The following is a 19009-nucleotide window of genomic DNA, read 5'->3' as shown; positions in this document are numbered from 1 at the left end:
TTGCTTCTTACTTTGCCTTTAAAAATCAATTCAGTTTTATCAATGACAAAACTGTTTATGAATACTACTATAAGCTATTATTAAAACAATAACAAAGTAAGTTCAATGTAATAAGGCATATACATCTATTTTAATATTATTTGTTTCATAATTGCAATAATAATAGATTCTAATATTATGTTCTTAATAAATTAAATTGACATTTGTGACAAATAAAAACCATCTTTGTACTTTAATTGGTTCGAATTTATTAAAATACAATACACGTATTGAAAATGACTATAAGCATCGTTAAAATTCAGATGTTTAAAATTATGAAAATCATTCTGATGCCACTGATACTTCAACGCTATATAGAAGTGTACGCATACCTCGATCGTTAGTTACTGTTTCTAGATTAATGCTCTACACTGTTACATATTTACAAATAGCATCATAATAAACCTCCCTCATAACTATCGTAGCTATGAGGGAGGTTCAAATTTATTTATCTATCTTTCTTTGGTTAATGATTAATCTACATTTCAAATAATCATCTTTAGATAATAACTCATACTGATACAGCGTTTTTATCTCTTGTTCCATCATTTCATACATATCTTTTTTATCTTTAAAATAAATAATAAATCCAAATTGCTTTAAAAGTTGAAGTACATCATAAAAATTGTCAATCTTTCGGTTCACTGTCATCGCTCAATTCTTTATCTAAATTGATATAATCATTATTTCCAGGATCTACCTTAAGTGCAGCTTTAATGTATTTTTTAGCCTTATCTTTATCACTTAAAGATCGATTAGCGATTGCAAGTTGATAATTCAATATCGCTGAGTCTGGATAGTATCGTAAGCCTCTCTCCCAATCAGAGATGCCTTCAGCTTTAGAACTCAATGTCGTAGTAATTAAGCCATTTAAATAATACGTTTCATCATCAGCATATTTCTTTTTTATCGTCTGTTTAACCATGGTCTTTGCTTCTTTATAATTTCCGTTTTTCATTTCATTAGAAATAATCGTATTATAAATATTATCTTCTTTAATTGTAAAAATCCTAATTTGTGAAGCTACAAATAGTGCAAGTGTAATAATAATTAAAATCCAAAAACGATTTTGATTTCTCTTATAATAATATCCAATTAAAGTTATGAGTATGCCACCAATAAAACCACCGATATGAGCTACAATATTAATGTTTTGCATAAATAATGAAAGTCCAATCATAATGACAAGCACCATCAGTAGCTGACCAATCATTTTACGATTAAATTTTTGACTCACATACATAAATGCAAAGATGGCCCCTATCAATCCAAATATGGCACCACTTGCACCAGCTGAAACAGTATCAGTATTAAATGATAGTGAAGCAAAGTTGCCGAATATACCTGCTACAATATAAATTGTAAACATCCGCCAATGACCAACGATAGCTTCTACAATCTTACCAAATATAAATAGACTTAACATATTCATCAATATATGCTCAAAATTATAGTGTAAAAAGATTGAAGTAATTAGTCTATACCATTCTCCATGAACAACATTAAAATGAACAAGTCCACCCACATCTAATAATTTTAAATCTGAAAAACGATTTAAAAATAATACCATAGATAACCAAATTAATATATTAATAACAATCAATGAATATGTAACTGGCGCAAATTTTATCATGTGCTTTTCTATCGGGTTATTATTTAAAGCGCGTTCTTTAAAATATGTTTTCGTTTGCTTGTGATTCCTATTATATATTTTCTTCATCACAAAGTTAGGCATGATTCTTTCTATTTGTTTGTCGTCTCGAATGATTTTCACTTTGAATTTTCGTGGATGTAATTCATCTAAATTTTCATCTGTAAAGATTTTATCTGTAAATATATATAATTCATAACTTTTGGGCCGATAACCTAAAAAAGTAGTAATGTCTTCCTGATGATCTTGAATTCTACTCTTATCAAATCTAACTTCTTGAGTTGAATTGGCACCGTATTTAAATATCGTTATTGTCTGCTTTTTCTTATTTGATAACCATATTTCGTTATCATCTTTATTACGATGCACGACATGATAGTTTAGGTATTTGACCCAAGTATATATACACTTCCAAAAATGTTTCTCTGTAATCATTTCTGCCTCCATTATTTAGTTGTCGCAATTATTAATTTTTCAACGGGTTCATCGTGTGACTCCGCCTCAAAGACATCGAGTTGAAAGTCATAAAGCAAACTAATGGTGGATTGCTTATAATGACTTAAAAATTTATCGAAATACCCACCACCATATCCTATGCGATATCCGGTTGTACTAAACACTACGCCAGGTACGACTAACAAATCTAGTTGGTTTGTTATATCTGCTTCTACAGTCACATGATTAATGCCTTTTACATCTGGACCAATATGTTCAAGATTACTGAGGGCTTTAAACGACATCTTACAATGCTCGTAATCTGTTTCAGGAACAAAAACAGTTTTCCCATCATTTAACATATACTCAATAATAGAATATGTATCTACTTCATGTGGCATTGATAACACAATACCTATACGTTCTGCATTTTTATATTCACTAGTTTGATAAAGATGGTCAGCAAGATAACGGTCTGATTCCACTTTATAACTATTTGTTTGAAATGATTTCATTAATTTTAATTTCTGTTGGCGTAATGATTGTTTAGTCACAAAAACACCTTCCCATGGTTCATACTATTCTCATTATAACGTTATTAAATTATAATGTCATTAAACTGTAATTTTTTAAAGCGAATTAAATTAATATACTACGAAAAAAAATAACCAGATTCTAAAATAGAATCTGGTTTAAAATAATTATTATTTTGTTTCACGGTGCATTGTGTGTTTGTTGTCACGAGCACAGTGTTTTTTCATTTCTATACGTTCAGGATTAGTACGTTTATTTTTTTTAGTAATGTAGTTTCTTTCCCCACACTCTGTGCAAGCTAGTGTTACGTTTACGCGCATGCTAATTCCTCCTTACCTTTTCAAAATACGACTTATTAATCATACCATTTACTCTTAAAATTGAAAAGTATTAATTTTTCAATAAAAGCCACTATATCAGTATTTCATTAAATTCAGTGGATAAAAACTTAATTAGTCTTTCTTTTCATCTTTAAAATAATAGTTAATAACATCTCTACCTAAATCTCCACCATTCAACCATGGTTCTGGTACAGGTTGGTTTGTATAAACGATTGAAAAAGCAAGCTTAGGATTTTTGATTGGAGCATAGCCTATATAAGTTGAGTTAACTCTAGGTTCTCCATCTTGGAAGACTTCTGCTGTCCCTGTCTTACCAGCTGATGGTACGACTGTATCTTTAAAGCTCTGATATCCTGTACCATCTACTTTATTAAATGCCATGTCGAATCCACCTTTCACTTCGTCTATTTCATCTTGCGAATTATTAACTTTATTCAATACTGTGCCTTTAACTTTTTCTTTCACAGGGCCTAACGTATCTTTGTTTGTTGCTTTTCTGACTTCTAATCCAATGTGTGGTTGAACTCTATAACCATTGTTACCTATTGTAGAAACATATTGAGATAACTGCATCGGCGTATAAGTATCATACTGTCCAATAGCTAAATCAAGGTAGTTACCAGGATTATTAGTAAGTGGTTCAGTCTGACCACTTGTTTCGTTCGGTAAGTCTATACCCGTTTTAACGCCAAGACCGACTTGATTTAAGCCTTTGCGTAATTTTTGACCAGCAGCAGTAATATCTGATGGTAATGTCATATTAGGCGTATAGGGAGTGCCTGCCATTTTCAACGCAGTTTTAAACATATAAACGTTTGATGAATGCATTAAAGCTTCTTTATCATTAATTCTGACTTTTCCATCTTGGTTAAAGTATGAATGTTTCGATAGACCACCAGCAAATTTCAATGGCTCGTCAATCATCTCTTCACCTATTTTAATTGCATTATTTTGATAGCCCGCTAATAATGTGCCACCTTTTACAGATGAGCCAACAGCATATTGTGCTGTAAATGTACCAATATCATAATCAGTTAAATCACCGTTCTTGTCGATTTGTTTACCAGCCATGGCTAAAATATCACCATTATTAGGATTTTGAACAACTATTAAAGCATTATCCATATCCTTAGCGCCTTCACTACGTAATTTTTGAATTTGTTCTTCTAAATATTTTTCAGTTTTTTTCTGAAGATCAATGTCAATACTTAGTACAAGATCATCACCGCGAGAACCTGGGTTAATTACTTTTGAATCAATAACATCTCCTGATTTATCAGTTGTGTATTTCATTTCTTTCTTTTTACCTTTTAAAATGTCATCATATTGATACTCCAAGTAAGATTTACCTACACGGTCATTTCTCGAATATCCTTTAGATAAATACTTTTCGGTTAACTCTTTAGGTATACCTTCTTCAGTGGTTGACACATCTCCAAAAATGCCTCTCAATGTATCATCATAAGGGTATTTCCGATCCCAATCCGTTGTCGTATTTACACCAGGCAAATCAGAAAGTTTTTGTGAAACTGCAGCATATTCTTCATTGCTCACATCTTCATTTTTGATCGTTTGTGGGTCTAAAGTTGAGCCTGCCATCATCTCTCTATAAATTGCTAATATTTGTAAATCCTTATTAGTCAGGCTGTCCGTTTGTTTGGCACCCACTTTTTTATAAAGTGCTTTATCATAATCATCTTGAGAAATACTACCATCATCAAGCAGTTGTTGCTCAGATTGCATTAAACTTTTGGCTTTATTAGGATGAATTTGTATCCAATAATCTTGTTTATCTCTGTCTGTAATTTTAATAGTATCCATTTTGATTAGTTTCGACAGATCCTTTGCGGTTTTCAACACTTCAGATTGAGAAGTTTTTCTACCACGTGTATATGTAATCGCCTTTTTCGACGCATTGTCTACGAGAACCTTACCATTTCTATCTAAAATGCGTCCTCTAGGCACAGCTTCATTTACGGTTAAGTTTTCACTATTTTTTATAAGTTGTTTGTAATGAGAACCTTGTGCAATTTGCAAATAGCCTAATCTTAAAACAATTACTGCGAATATAAATACAATAACACCAAATATAAAACCAATTCTCTTATTCATTGTATTACTAATTTTTTCGTCATTTGATTTCTCTTTTAATCTTTTCAACACAATAACATACCTCTATTCAAAAGTTCTCACTACAAATGATAAATGAAATTAGTGAATATTTCTATTATTTTACTAAAAAAAATGACGACCTTTGATAAGGCCGTCATAATCGCTTACTTAATTATTTAGCAGCGTTATATAATTCGTCAACTTTTTCCCAATTTACTACATTCCAGAAAGCACCGATATAATCTGGACGTTTATTTTGGTATTTAAGGTAATAAGCATGTTCCCATACATCTAAGCCTAGGATAGGTGTTTTACCTTCTGTTAATGGGTTGTCTTGGTTTGGTGTAGTAACGATTTCTAAGTTACCGTTATTTACTACTAACCATGCCCAACCTGAACCGAAACGTGCTGCAGCTTTATTCGCAAATTCTTCTTTGAATGCGTCTAAAGAACCCCATTGTTCTTTAATTTTATCTACTACAGTACCTTTTTCTTCAGAGTTAGGAGTTAATAATTCCCAGAATAATGAGTGGTTTAAGTGACCTCCACCATTATTGCGAACAGCTGTTTGAATGTTTTCTGGTACACTGTCTAAGTTAGCAACAATTTCTTCTATTGATTTAGATTCTAAATCAGTTCCTTCAACTGCTGCGTTTAATTTAGTTACATAAGTGTTATGGTGTTTGCCATGGTGAATTTCCATAGTTTCTTTGTCAATATGTGGTTCCAATGCATCGAAACCATAAGGTAAGTTTGGTAATTCAAAAGCCATAAATAATCATCCTCCTAATTAATCTTTAAATAAAGCATAACAAGTAATATGAATGACAACAATTAATATGCTTAAAAGCATTAAATTAAATTGTCATATAATAATGTTTGTCATCTTTAGTTACTATATTAGTATATCTCAAATTAGTTATTTTTAAACATCATAAGCTAACAATTTCAAAAATTCTAACTAATTCATACTATTGACCTATGTTTAATTAACTCATCAAAAGTAGAAAGGATGTTTTTGTGTTTTTTTACACCTAACTGTAATACACGCTTACGCTTGCTGACAAGATTCACACACGCCATAAACTTCCAATTTATGAGTATGGATAGCTACTTCTGGCAGATATTTTTTAACTTCTTCTATTGGACAAAAATCAATAACTTTAGTGTCCCCACACGACTCACATATAAAATGATGATGATGATGATCTTTACATGCAATTCTAAACTTCATTTCACCATCCATCTCAGTACCTTCAACAATGCCCAAACTTTTAAACAAATGTAAATTACGATAAATTGTATCAAAAGAAATACCCGGATAATTTTTATCCATACTTTGTTGAATATATTTCGCATTAATATATTTATCTTCTGCTACGAATATATCTAACATTTCTCGTCTTTTATTCGTATATTTATGTCCATGTTCTTTAATAATGTTAATTGCTTCTTCTGTTTTCATTTTTAACATCACCTTTCATCGAGCTTACTTTGAACTTTTGATATATCATCGTAATCGCAAGAATAAGAACAAGTAATACTACAATTACACCGCCCGGCGATATATTCATGTAAAACGCTAGAACTAAACCACCAACGACAGATAATTCTCCAATAATTACACTTAGAATAATGAGTTGTTTAAATCCTTTCGTAATTCTCATAGAAATTGCAACAGGCAAGGTAATTAAAGCACTAACCAACAGAATTCCTACGACACGCATAGATGCTGATATCACCATAGCAACTATGATAATAAATAAGAATTGTATCCATTTAGGTATACCAATAACCTTACTGTATTCTTCATCAAAGGATAGAATAAACATTTCTTTGTAAAGTGAAAGGATGAATATAAGTACAATTACAACGATAATGATAATTGTCGTTAAATCACTCTTTGTCACAGCACTAATAGATCCAAATAGTAAGCCCACAATTTCTTGATTAAAGCCATCTGCAAGTGATATAAATATCGCACTTAATGCGATACCAGCACTCATAATAATCGGTATAGCAATCTCCTGATAGTTACTATACGATGTTCTAAGGTTTTCAATCAGTAATGCTCCTATAATTGCGAATAATATACCAAACCACATCGGGTTGATAAACGTAAGTATCGGAAACACAGTCACAACGAACATGCCGAATGATATACCTCCAAGTGTAACGTGACTAAGCGCATCTGCTATCAACGATAATCTTCGTACGACAATAAAAGCACCAATAAGTGGTGCGATGAGCCCAATAAGCACGCCACTAATAAGAGAGTAACGCATGAAATCAAAATTCATTAATGCATCTATCATGATGAACAACACTCCCTACTATGCTGATGATCAACAAATTGAATGGGATGCCCATATATTTTAGAAATTTCAACTTCATCCAATGATTTGAAATCTTCCGTTGAACCATGAAAATGTAAATGTTTATTTAAACAAGCTACTTCTGTAGCTGTGTCAGCCACTACTCCAATATCATGAGTAACTAATATAATGGTTACCCCTTCATGTTTAAGTGTCTCTAATGTTTCATAAAATTCACTCACGTGCTTTGCATCAATTCCACTTGTTGGTTCATCAAGAATGAGTACAGATGGATTACTAATCAATGCTCTTGCAATAAGAACACGCTGCTGTTGCCCTCCTGATAATTCTGCTATATTTTTATCAATCAAATGTTCAATATTTAATCGTTTTAATACAGTATTCACTTTGGAAACATCTTTTTTGTTAAACCATTGCAATAATTTTTTGCGCTTTGTTAGTCCACTTAAAACCACTTCTTTAACACTTGCAGGAAAACCAGATTTAAATGCTTGTGCTTTTTGAGAAACATAACTAATTTTTAGTGTGGACTGTCTCCCATTGTAATCCGTACCATCAACATAAATTTGGCCTTTTTGTATAGGCAATAACCCAAGTATAATTTTCAACAAAGTCGACTTACCGGCACCATTAGGTCCAACAATTGCTAAAAATTCACCACGATTGATTTTTATATTTATATTTTCTAGTACTTGTTTGTTGTCAAAATAATAATCAATATTTTTTAATTCGAATACTGGTGTAGACATGTTTTCACCTCGTTTAATACTATACAACGTGAAAACTATTATGTAAATAGTAATGTTTACGACTTAATAAAAAAACTAATCACCTTTATACATGTAATAAAAGTGATTAGTTTTAAATATATTATTCTGCTAATAATTTGTTTTTTAACTCTGGATCGAATTGTTGCTGTTTTAACATTTCAATTTCTAGTTTGTAAGGAGGCTTTTTATTCTTTTTATCTTCCCCTACAAATGGTGTTTCTAATATTTTAGGAATATCTTTAAAGGCATCGTGATGAACTACATAATTCAAAGCATCAAAACCAATATATCCGAATCCTATGTTTTCATGTCTATCTTTGTGTGCACCAATATCATTTTTACTATCGTTAACATGGACAACTTTTATTCGGTCTATACCCACAATTTTATCAAATTCATTTAATACGCCATCAAAGTCTTCTTTGACATTATAACCAGCATCATGTGTATGACATGTGTCAAAACATACTGATAAGCGCTCATTGTGGTTGACACCGTCAATAATTTGAGCGATTTCTTCAAAGTTTCTTCCAATTTCAGAACCTTTGCCTGCCATAGTTTCTAATGCAATTCTAACATTATTATCATTTGTTAAAACTTCATTTAGACCTTCAATAATTTTTTTAATACCGACTTCTGATCCTTCACCTACATGAGAACCAGGATGGAGTACGATATCTTTTGCTCCAAGTGCTTGCGTGCGCTCAATTTCACTTTGTAGGAACTCGACTCCAAGTTCAAATACGTGTGGCTTTAACGTATTTGCGATATTAATAATGTAAGGCGCATGAACTACAATATTAGATAGTCCATGTGCCTCCATGATTTCATGACCTTTTTCAATATTTAATTCTTCGATCGGTTTTCTTCTAGTGTTTTGAGGAGCACCTGTATAAATCATGAAAGTAGATTCGCCGAGTCTATGTGCTTCTTCAGCAGAACCTTGCAACATTTTCTTACCATTCATAGATACATGAGAGCCTAATAACATAAAGGTCACCTATCCTTTTTTATTTTTTCTTTCTTGTCGATTTTGACGTTTGCTAAATTGTTTACGTTCTTTTTGTTTCAAATCATCTAAATCACGTTTGAATTTCTTTTTATAACCAGGTTTAACTTTTTTCTTGTTACTTTTAACTTTATATTTTAATTGATTTGTTAAATGATCGTCTTTATTTTTACGTGTTTGACGCGTGTTGTGTGCTTTAATTGGTTTTAGCTCATTATCTTTTATGTCAACATTCTCAAAATGATACCCTTGTTGCTCAATTAAAGCTACATGTGCTTCTTCATCTGGACTATATAGTGTAATAGCTACACCTTTATATTGTCCACGTCCTGTACGTCCAACGCGATGCGTGAAAAAGTCTATATCTTTCGGCACGTCAAAATTAATTACATGACTCACACCATCTATATCAATACCACGAGAAGCTAAGTCACTTGCGATTACAAATTGAAACTCTAAATTTCTGATACGTTTCATTTGTTGTTTACGTTCCCTTGGCGTAAGTCCACCATGAATCATACCAAGTTTAACTCCAGCAGCATTAAGTTGTTTCGCTAATTCATCTGCACTGTCTCTACTATTACAGAAAATGATACATAAATATGGATTTAGGACATCCATTAATTTTAAAGTTTTTTCTACTTTAGCTTCACCTTTAGTTGGTATTAAATAAAATTCAATATTTTTCTTATTTTTCTCAGTATTTTCTATTTCAATAAACTCTGGATTTTCTAGATACTTGGTTAAAAATGGATGCAATGATCTTGGAATTGTAGCACTGAACACTGCGATATTTGTGTTTTCATCTAATCTCGAAGCTATATGGTCTACTTCTTCAATTAAACCTAAGTCAATCATTAGATCGGCTTCATCAATGACTAAATAAGAAGCTAAGTGGACATGTAAATCACCATGTTTAGCTAAATCATTAATACGTGTTGGTGTGCCAATAATCAGTTGCGGTTGGCTCTTAGCACGTTGACGATCTTTTTCTATATCTGTTCCACCAATAAACAATTTAACAGACACTTCTTTTTTGAACTTAGCTAAATGACTTGCTACGTCAAATAATTGCTGTGCTAATTCCCTAGTAGGCGCCACAATTATCGCTTGTGGCTCTTTTACATTAATATCAATAGAATGCATTAATGGTAATAAAAACGCATGTGATTTACCAGTACCTGTTTGCGATTGACCTATCAAACTTGCTTGCTTTATTATTTTTGGAATTACTCGCGTTTGAATTTCAGTCGGTTGACTAAAATTCAAGTCCTTCACAGCATCTATCAGACTTGGTTCTAAATTAAAATTCTCAAATGGGTGATTCGCCATGTCTTGGCCTCCTTAAATCTTCATCTTTACTATTATAAAGCATTCATCTACAATTTTGAACTAAATTATTATTTCGTTTCAACTGATTGCGCTCATGCTCGTTGTATTTCTGGCATTACAATGTATATTCAATGCCTCGTTAGAGACATGAATAATTATAAATATTCAAACGGGTCTGTATTTAAACGTGATGTTTTTATTTCACATTTAATATCTTCATCATATAACCATTTTGTTAATAACTGGTTTAGACCGTCCTTCATAACATACTCACTATAATGATTTATATCTAATAAATTGATACCTGCTATTTTGGCATCTAATGCGTCATGATGTTTTATATCTCCAGTCACAAAAATATCAGCACCTTGACTCGCTGCAGCATATTCAAAGCCTATGCCTGAACCACCTATAACTGCAACTGTTTGAATTGAGCTGTCTTGATTCCCTGTAAAACGTACACTAGGCATGTTTAATTGTGACTTAACTAAATTAACAAATGCTTGTACTGTCATCGGTTCTGAAAGTTCACCAATCATACCTAAGCCATAGTTTGCTTCTTGTTCCATTTCTATGAAATCGTACACCGGTGTTTCGTAAGGATGGTGGGTGTGAATGAGTTGTTGTGTTAATTTCTTTTGTGAGTGATTTATCATAAATTCTAATTTATATTCATTAACATGCTCAATTTCATTCAAAACGCCTAGATGAGGATGAGCATCACCAACTGGTTTGAATTGCCCAGTACCTGGACTTTCGAAGAAACAATATTCATATTCTCCTTCTTTTGCTAATCCGGCTTCACTTATTTTGTTTTTAAAAGTTTCAATATTAGCTTTCGGTATAAATACTTGCACTTTATAATAATTTACAATTTCCGGATTTAAAATTCGTTGATCCAATAATCCAAATTTATCTGCTAGCATCGCATTAACACCTTCAGGGTATACATCCAAATTTGTATGAAGTGCAATAAGATTAATATCATTTTGGATGAGTTTGCGTATAATTGCCCCAGAACCTTCTTGCTGAGTTATATTTTTTACACCTTTGAAAATGAGTGGATGATGACAAATGATTGTATTACTTTGCGTAGTTATTGCTTCCTCTACAACTGCTTCAGTACAGTCTAAAGCAGTTAATATTCCTTCAACCTCAGCATTTTGGTCTCCAATAAGTAAACCAACATTATCCCATGATTCTGCAGTATTTAATGGCACATGTTTATCAATAATTCGCATTAATTTATCAATATTCATTTAAATCACCTCATTAATTAAATTAATTTCTTCATCAATTTCTTTTAAGCGATCGTGATGCTGTTGTGGATTTAAATTTTGCTTTATTTTATAAAGTGAGTTTAGTTCGTGCTTCCACTTTTTATAAAACAATTGATTTTTATTCATAACAAGTTTCGGTCCAAATTTCTCCTCAATTTCAGTTAATTGAATTTGTTGTTTAGTAAAATCTGCCACAATAATTTCATATATATGACCTTTTTCTTCTAATATATCTTCAGCTATAACTTCATAATTTAATTGCGCTAAACATTTTCTAATCGCACTAGATTGAATATTGCTCTGTAAAATTAATCTAGGCCGATTTTGTAATTTATCGGAACCTTCACTAATAATTTTAGCAATTAAAGGGCCGCCCATGCCACATATCGTTATGGACGAAATGTCATCCTTTTCTTCAATCACAGACAATCCATCACCTAATCTTACATCTATAACGGAATTCAACTGATGATCACTTACGCTTCGCTTCGATGCATCATATGGTCCTTTAATGACTTCACCAGCAATTGCTGTTTTAACAATATTATTGTCGATAGCATAGATAGGTAAATAGGCATGATCTGAACCAATATCAGCTAAACAATCGCCTTTAATATAACTACTCACTTTTTTTAATCTTTGATTTAATGGAATCATAATAGTTCTCCTCTATGTAAAAGTAAAAAGCTCTTTTGTACATCAATGTACAAAAGAGCTGGAAAATTAGTCCATAAAGTCTTTCAGACGTTTACTTCTGCTTGGGTGTCTTAATTTTCTAAGTGCTTTAGCTTCTATTTGACGAATTCGTTCTCTTGTAACACCAAAGACTTTACCAACTTCTTCTAATGTACGAGTTCTTCCATCATCTAAGCCAAAACGTAAGCGTAAGACATTTTCTTCACGATCAGTTAATGTATCTAAAACATCTTCTAATTGTTCTTTTAATAACTCATAAGCTGCATGATCTGAAGGACTTTGAGCCTCTTGGTCTTCTATGAAATCACCTAAATGACTGTCATCTTCCTCACCGATTGGCGTTTCTAATGAAACGGGTTCTTGTGCTATTTTTAGTATTTCTCTAACTTTTTCAGGTGGTAAATCCATCTCTTCACCAATTTCTTCTGGTGCTGGATCACGGCCTAAATCTTGTAATAACTGTCTTTGTACACGAATCAATTTATTGATTGTTTCTACCATATGAACTGGAATACGAATGGTACGTGCTTGGTCAGCAATTGCACGTGTGATTGCTTGACGAATCCACCACGTTGCATAAGTTGAAAATTTAAACCCTTTACTGAAGTCAAATTTTTCAACCGCTTTAATTAAGCCCATATTCCCTTCTTGTATTAAGTCAAGGAATAACATACCGCGACCTACGTATCTTTTGGCAATACTAACTACCAGACGTAAGTTAGCTTCGGCTAAACGTGATTTAGCAATTTCATCGCCTGTTTCAATTTTCTTAGCTAATTCAATCTCTTCTGCAGCACTTAATAAATTCACACGTCCAATTTCTTTTAAATACATACGGACTGGATCATTTATTTTAACACCTGGAGGTGCACTTAAGTCATTAGGATTTAATTTATCATCGGTATCAGAACTATCTTTTTCATTCACTAAACTAATATCATTGTCAGTGAGTTGGTCAAAGAATTCGTCCATTTGATCAGAATCCATTTCAAAGTTTTGCATTTTCTCAGCAATTTTTTCATGGCTTAGGTGACCTTCTTTTTTACCTTTTTCAATCAATTGTTTTTTTACATCTTCCAAAGTTAGAGATGGGTCTATGGTTTGTTTTTTAACTTTAACTTTATTTCCAGACATGAAATGGCCTCCCGAATATAATATCAACTGAATACTAAAATATTTTTAAGACAAAATAAGTGAAATCTACTCAAAATCATACCCTAGTACACATGTTGTTAATTCCATTAATATACAGATATATTCATTATCGAATTAATTCATTCTATTTTTATTATGATTTACAATTTTTTCTAAATAATATTTTTGCAATTCTAAATCACCTAACCTTGAAGCCTCCCGGAGCTTTTGATTAAGCGATTCTATCGTTTCTTCATTTCTATTAGTTGTTAATGTATTTATATAGTCATCGATTTCATATTCAAATGGTTCTTCATTTATCATATAGTTGTCTAATGATATAAATGCTTCCTTGATTTCATTGGAATCGATGTATTGCAATACATCACTAATATTGAACGTATCATTTTCAGAGTAAAACTCGTGTAAAATATTAAATATACGCTTAAAAAACTGATTTGTAAAGTCTTCTAACTGAAGAGATTTGTGATAATTTAAGAAAATGTCTTTATCGTTCATAAAATGTTTAAGTAAAGCGCGCTCCGCCTTTTCTTGTTTACTTAGATTATTAAATTGCGGAAGTGATGGCATTTGATAATTTTGCGGTTCATAATAATCTTGTTGGTGTCCTACTTCATTATTTAGACTATCCAAGCTAACTTTAAACAATTCAGATACGTCTTGCAATATCTTTTTACGTAGAATAGATGATTTCATTAAGGAAATGTCATTTGTTATCTCTTTTAAATACCTTTCATATGCTAGATCATTATTCTCAATTTCATCTTGATGAATATGAACTTTATATAAAATAAAAGATTTTTTTTCGTGTTCGACATAATAATTAAAAGCATCAGCTCCATGTTTACCAATATATTCATCTGGATCCATATCTTTAGGAAGTTGCACTACAAAAACATTAAACCCTTGCTGTAATAAAGCTTGTCCTGTTTTAATTGTAGCTTCACTACCCGCAAAATCCCCATCAAACATAAGTGTGACATTTGAAGTTAATTTTTTTATAAACGCTATATGCTCTTGTGATATTTGCGTTCCCATACTAGCTACGACTTGCTTTAAGCCTGCTTGATCAGACTTAATGACATCCATAAAACCTTCTAATAATATAATTTCATCCACTTTACGTATTGTCTTACGCGCTTGGTCTACATTATAAAGAAGTCTACGTTTTTGGAAAATAGGTGTTTCTGGACTATTTAAATATTTAGGTTCTTGGTTTGTATATGTTCTACCAGAATAACCTACCGTTCTTCCTTGAGCATTATTTAAAGGAAACATGATACGATCTCTAAACCGATCGTAGTAACTAAAGTTCTCCTCATTTCTAGATAACAGACCCGCTTCATATGCTAATTGGATATCATAGCCTTTTTTTTGTAAAAAGTCATGGCAGAAATGTGATGTATTAGGCGCGTAACCAATTTTTCGTGCATCGATAAGCGCATCTGTAAACCCACGTTCTTTTAAATAGTTTAACGCTGCTTCACCTTCGACTGTTTTCTTTAATGCATAGTGATAATATTCTTGCATGAGTTCATGCATTTCAATCATTTGCAAATCTTCAGAGGCAACTTGGTGCGTGGCTTCGTTATTAGCTGAGTGAGTGTCTGTCTCTACTTTAATATTTACCCGTTCACCTAGTTCTTTGACCGCTTCTGTAAAAGGAATATCTTTGATTTCTTGTGTAAACTGAAAGACATTCCCCCCTTTTTTACAGCCAAAGCAATGACATATTTGTTTATCTTCTGAAACAGTAAAAGAAGGCGTTTTTTCATCATGAAAAGGGCATAAGCCAATATAATTACGCCCTCTTTTTTCTAATTTCACATACTCACTTACGAGATCGAGTATGTCAGTCTTATCTTTTATTTCGTTTATTGTTGATTGTTCGATTCGCAAATTAATCACCTATAAAATATTAGTCATAATATTATAATTGTTTCCTTTATTTTTTAAAACTATTTTGCTCAATAATACTGATAATATCATTAGCAGTTTCTTCTATTGCTTTGTCTGATACATCAATAATCGGACAACCAATTTTATCAACTAATTCATGAAAATAATTGAGTTCTTCTTCGATTCTCTGTTCTGTAGCATACCTCGCGCTATCACCAAGGCCTAATTGCTTTAAACGCTCCTTACGAATTTTATTTAACTTTTCTTCACTTATTTTTAAGGCAATACACTTTGAAGCATCTGTATTAAATAATTCATCCGGTGGTGTAACCTCAGGGACAATAGGAATATTCATCACCTTGTAACTTTTATGTGCAAGATACTGAGATAAAGGTGTTTTTGAAGTTCGAGAGATACCTAATAATACGATATCAGCTTTTGATAAACCTTTAGGGTCTTTACCATCATCATACTTTACTGCAAACTCAATGGCATCAATTTTTTTGAAATAGGCTTCATCTAATTGATGAACTAACCCCGGCTCAAAATAAGGTTGATCATCTATTTTATCTAGTAAGATATTCATCAGAGGGCCCATGATATCTACAGATTTCACTTCAAGTTCTTTTAATTTTTCTTCCATATACTTTCTTATTTCGGGTTTAACTAACGTATAAACAACAATGGCATCTGTATCTTTCGCCACCTGTATCACTTCATCAACATTTTCCAAAGATTCAATATAAGGATATCTACTTATTTCACTATCACATTGGTTTGGATTGAATTGTGAAATACATGCTCTAGCTACTAATTCAGCTGTTTCTCCTACTGAGTCAGATGCGACTATAATTTTAATATTTTCCATATATATTAACCACCTATTCGTTAAATAATGATACAAAAATCTTACTAATTGTCGTTTTAGAGACGCGACCTTTCACTTCATATTTACCATTCTCTTTTTTTGTCACAATAGGCAAGGAATCTATTTCCTTTTCTATCATAAGATTTGCAGCATGTATAACTCTCTCGTCTTCAAGTACAAAGTGTAAGTTAGGCATGCGTGTCATAATTATATTTACAGGCATAGTGTGTATATCTTCGCCAATCATAGACGCCCTTAACAAATCTTTACGGGAACAAACGCCCATAAAATCTCCATCATTATTAATGACGAATAATGTGCTTACATCCTCTAAAAATATAGTACATATCGCATCATAAATAGTCATTTCACTTTTTACTACAACTGGATGTGACGCGTAATCTTTTACAATATATTGTTTTAATTGATCAGCAATCAATTTATTTTTCGGTTTACCTGAATAATAGTAACCTACACGTGGTCTTGCTTCCAGAATTCCCGACATAGTAAGAATCGCTAAATCAGGTCTCAAAGTGGCACGTGTCAAACTCAGTCGTTCTGCGATGTGCTCACCTGTAATAGGTCCATTGTTTTTGACAATCTCAACTATTTGTTGTTGCCTTTTACTCAGTTCTATACGACTTCACCCCTTTACTCATTCTTCTCAATTATACATTGAATTTTTAATTGCTACAAATACATATATTTACTTGCTTATAAACCATCAATACATTAAAATTATATTTGAAGCGAGTTAAGGATGGTGCAAGCTTAACAAGTAACAATGGCCACAATTAAATGATTATCAAAAGCGAGTGTACACACTAATTTGGGTGGAACCGCGGGTTAACAAGAAATTTTCAAATAAGCACATATTACATATGTGATTAAAAAGATTAACTCGTCCCAAGACTTTGATAGAGCTTTTAGGCTCATTTCTTTGTCTTGGGGCGTTTTTATGTAAAAAAGGAGTGTATTTTATAATGGCAAAAGATATGGAAACAATTGTCCAATTAGCGAAACATAGAGGTTTTGTATTCCCTGGTAGTGAAATTTATGGTGGTTTATCAAACACATGGGATTACGGCCCTCTAGGTGTAGAACTAAAAAATAATGTAAAAAAAGCATGGTGGCAAAAATTCATCACGCAATCTCCATACAACGTTGGTATAGATGCGGCTATTTTAATGAATCCAAAAACTTGGGAAGCTTCTGGTCATTTAGGTAACTTTAATGATCCAATGATCGATAACAAAGATAGTAAAATACGTTATCGTGCTGATAAAATCATCGAAGATCACATGTTAAATGTTAAAGGTGATGAAAACTTTGTAGCTGATGGTCTTAGCTTTGATGAAATGAAACGCATCATTGATGAAGAAGGTATCGTTTGTCCTGTAAGTGGAACTGCAAATTGGACAGATATTCGTCAATTCAATTTGATGTTCAAAACATTCCAAGGTGTGACTGAAGATTCAACAAATGAAATTTTCCTACGCCCTGAAACTGCTCAAGGTATTTTTGTAAACTATAAAAATGTTCAACGTACGATGCGTAAAAAATTACCATTTGGTATTGGACAAATCGGTAAATCTTTCCGTAATGAAATTACACCTGGCAATTTTATCTTCAGAACACGTGAATTCGAACAAATGGAGTTAGAATTCTTCTGTAAACCTGGTGAAGAAATTGAATGGCAAAATTATTGGAAGAACTATGCTAGCCAATGGTTAAAAGACTTACATTTAAGCGAAGCGTATACACGTTTACGTGACCATGACGATGATGAGCTATCTCATTACTCTAACGCTACAACAGATATCGAATACCGCTTCCCATTTGGTTGGGGAGAATTATGGGGTATTGCAAGTCGTACAGACTTTGACTTGAAAAAACACAGTGAGCACTCTGGTGAAGATTTCCAATATCATGACCAAGAGACAGGCGAAAAATATATCCCTTATTGTATAGAGCCATCTTTAGGTGCTGACCGTGTAACATTAGCATTTTTATGTGATGCCTATGATGAAGAAGGTGTTGAAGGAAGCAAAGAAGCTAGAACAGTTTTACGTTTCCATCCAGCATTAGCACCATATAAAGCAGCAGTATTGCCATTAAGCAAGAAATTATCTGGCGAAGCGATTAAAGTATTTGAACAATTAAGCGCTAACTTCTCAATTGATTTTGATGAGTCTCAATCAATTGGTAAACGTTACCGTCGTCAAGATGAAGTTGGTACACCATATTGTATTACGTTTGACTTTGATTCATTAGAAGATCAACAGGTTACTGTACGTGATCGTGATTCAATGGAACAAGTACGTATGCCAATTTCAGAATTAGAAGCATTTTTAACTGAAAAAGTTAAATTCTAATTTAACTTGATATCATATTAAAAGCTGATAGAGTGACCATATGGTCATCTATCAGCTTTTTTTAATCATGAACTTAATGAATAAATGAAATTATAAAAGTGCAGCCCGTTTTATACGAACTGCACTTTTATGTTGAACAAAAAACTTCATATTTCATTACGCTATCTCATATTTTAA

At 32.3% G+C, this 19009-nt stretch carries 18 protein-coding genes; 1 reads left to right on the top strand and 17 read right to left on the bottom strand.

Features of this window, described 5'->3' with window-relative positions; genetic code table 11:
- Nucleotides 1–483 precede the first annotated feature (483 nt).
- From PYW31_RS06595 to ccpN, 17 genes are all read right to left on the bottom strand, one after another.
- Nucleotides 484–684, bottom strand: coding sequence for a YqgQ family protein (locus PYW31_RS06595; protein ID WP_046836828.1), 201 nt, complete (start codon nt 682–684; stop codon nt 484–486).
- Complete coding sequence (locus PYW31_RS06590) at nt 668–2125, bottom strand: rhomboid family intramembrane serine protease (RefSeq protein WP_046836548.1); 1458 nt, start codon at nt 2123–2125, stop codon at nt 668–670. The genes PYW31_RS06595 and PYW31_RS06590 overlap by 17 nt, the downstream gene beginning before the upstream one ends.
- An 11-nt stretch (nt 2126–2136) precedes the next feature.
- Nucleotides 2137–2679, bottom strand: a complete 543-nt coding sequence (locus PYW31_RS06585; RefSeq protein ID WP_046836549.1) for a 5-formyltetrahydrofolate cyclo-ligase — start codon at nt 2677–2679, stop codon at nt 2137–2139.
- Nucleotides 2680–2829: 150 nt separating this feature from the next.
- Entirely contained in the window at nt 2830–2979 is a 150-nt protein-coding gene (rpmG, locus tag PYW31_RS06580) for a 50S ribosomal protein L33 (protein ID WP_046836550.1), read from the bottom strand.
- Nucleotides 2980–3111: 132 nt separating this feature from the next.
- On the bottom strand, nt 3112–5163 hold the full coding sequence (locus PYW31_RS06575) for a peptidoglycan D,D-transpeptidase FtsI family protein (protein WP_046836551.1): 2052 nt from the start codon (nt 5161–5163) through the stop codon (nt 3112–3114).
- Between the two features lie 121 nt (nt 5164–5284).
- The gene (locus PYW31_RS06570; protein WP_046836552.1) at nt 5285–5884 is read right to left on the bottom strand and encodes a superoxide dismutase; all 600 of its coding nucleotides are present in this window, start codon (nt 5882–5884) and stop codon (nt 5285–5287) included.
- Nucleotides 5885–6163: 279 nt separating this feature from the next.
- Nucleotides 6164–6577: a Fur family transcriptional regulator gene (locus PYW31_RS06565; protein WP_046836553.1), complete on the bottom strand. Its 414-nt coding sequence runs from the start codon at nt 6575–6577 to the stop codon at nt 6164–6166.
- The gene (locus tag PYW31_RS06560; RefSeq protein WP_046836554.1) at nt 6555–7427 is read right to left on the bottom strand and encodes a metal ABC transporter permease; all 873 of its coding nucleotides are present in this window, start codon (nt 7425–7427) and stop codon (nt 6555–6557) included. The genes PYW31_RS06565 and PYW31_RS06560 overlap by 23 nt, the downstream gene beginning before the upstream one ends.
- Nucleotides 7424–8197, bottom strand: coding sequence for a metal ABC transporter ATP-binding protein (locus PYW31_RS06555; protein WP_046836555.1), 774 nt, complete (start codon nt 8195–8197; stop codon nt 7424–7426). The genes PYW31_RS06560 and PYW31_RS06555 overlap by 4 nt, the downstream gene beginning before the upstream one ends.
- Nucleotides 8198–8318: 121 nt before the next feature.
- Nucleotides 8319–9209: a deoxyribonuclease IV gene (locus PYW31_RS06550; RefSeq protein ID WP_046836556.1), complete on the bottom strand. Its 891-nt coding sequence runs from the start codon at nt 9207–9209 to the stop codon at nt 8319–8321.
- A 9-nt stretch (nt 9210–9218) separates the two neighbouring features.
- Nucleotides 9219–10559 carry a DEAD/DEAH box helicase gene (locus tag PYW31_RS06545; protein WP_046836557.1) on the bottom strand — a complete coding sequence of 447 codons (1341 nt, stop codon included), beginning with the start codon at nt 10557–10559 and terminating at the stop codon, nt 9219–9221.
- A 155-nt stretch (nt 10560–10714) separates the two neighbouring features.
- The gene (locus tag PYW31_RS06540; RefSeq protein ID WP_046836558.1) at nt 10715–11818 is read right to left on the bottom strand and encodes a Nif3-like dinuclear metal center hexameric protein; all 1104 of its coding nucleotides are present in this window, start codon (nt 11816–11818) and stop codon (nt 10715–10717) included.
- The gene (locus tag PYW31_RS06535; RefSeq protein WP_046836559.1) at nt 11819–12496 is read right to left on the bottom strand and encodes a tRNA (adenine(22)-N(1))-methyltransferase; all 678 of its coding nucleotides are present in this window, start codon (nt 12494–12496) and stop codon (nt 11819–11821) included.
- Nucleotides 12497–12562: 66 nt separating this feature from the next.
- A complete protein-coding gene (gene rpoD / locus PYW31_RS06530) occupies nt 12563–13669 on the bottom strand; it encodes an RNA polymerase sigma factor RpoD (protein WP_046836560.1) in 1107 nt (368 codons plus the stop codon).
- A 135-nt stretch (nt 13670–13804) separates the two neighbouring features.
- Nucleotides 13805–15589 (bottom strand): DNA primase, encoded by a 1785-nt coding sequence (gene dnaG, locus PYW31_RS06525; protein ID WP_046836561.1) that lies wholly within the window; start codon nt 15587–15589, stop codon nt 13805–13807.
- A 46-nt stretch (nt 15590–15635) separates the two neighbouring features.
- A complete protein-coding gene (locus PYW31_RS06520) occupies nt 15636–16457 on the bottom strand; it encodes a pyruvate, water dikinase regulatory protein (RefSeq protein WP_046836562.1) in 822 nt (273 codons plus the stop codon).
- Nucleotides 16458–16470: 13 nt separating this feature from the next.
- Entirely contained in the window at nt 16471–17094 is a 624-nt protein-coding gene (gene ccpN, locus PYW31_RS06515; protein ID WP_082104706.1) for a transcriptional regulator CcpN, read from the bottom strand.
- A gap of 346 nt (nt 17095–17440) precedes the next feature.
- Here ccpN and PYW31_RS06510 point away from each other — a divergent pair, with 346 nt between their 5' ends.
- Entirely contained in the window at nt 17441–18832 is a 1392-nt protein-coding gene (locus PYW31_RS06510; protein WP_046836564.1) for a glycine--tRNA ligase, read from the top strand.
- The last annotated feature ends 177 nt before the right edge of the window (nt 18833–19009 follow it).

The sequence above is a fragment of the Staphylococcus succinus genome (genome assembly GCF_029024945.1).
Taxonomy (GTDB): domain Bacteria; phylum Bacillota; class Bacilli; order Staphylococcales; family Staphylococcaceae; genus Staphylococcus; species Staphylococcus succinus.
This window is presented reverse-complemented; position numbering and strand designations above follow the sequence as displayed.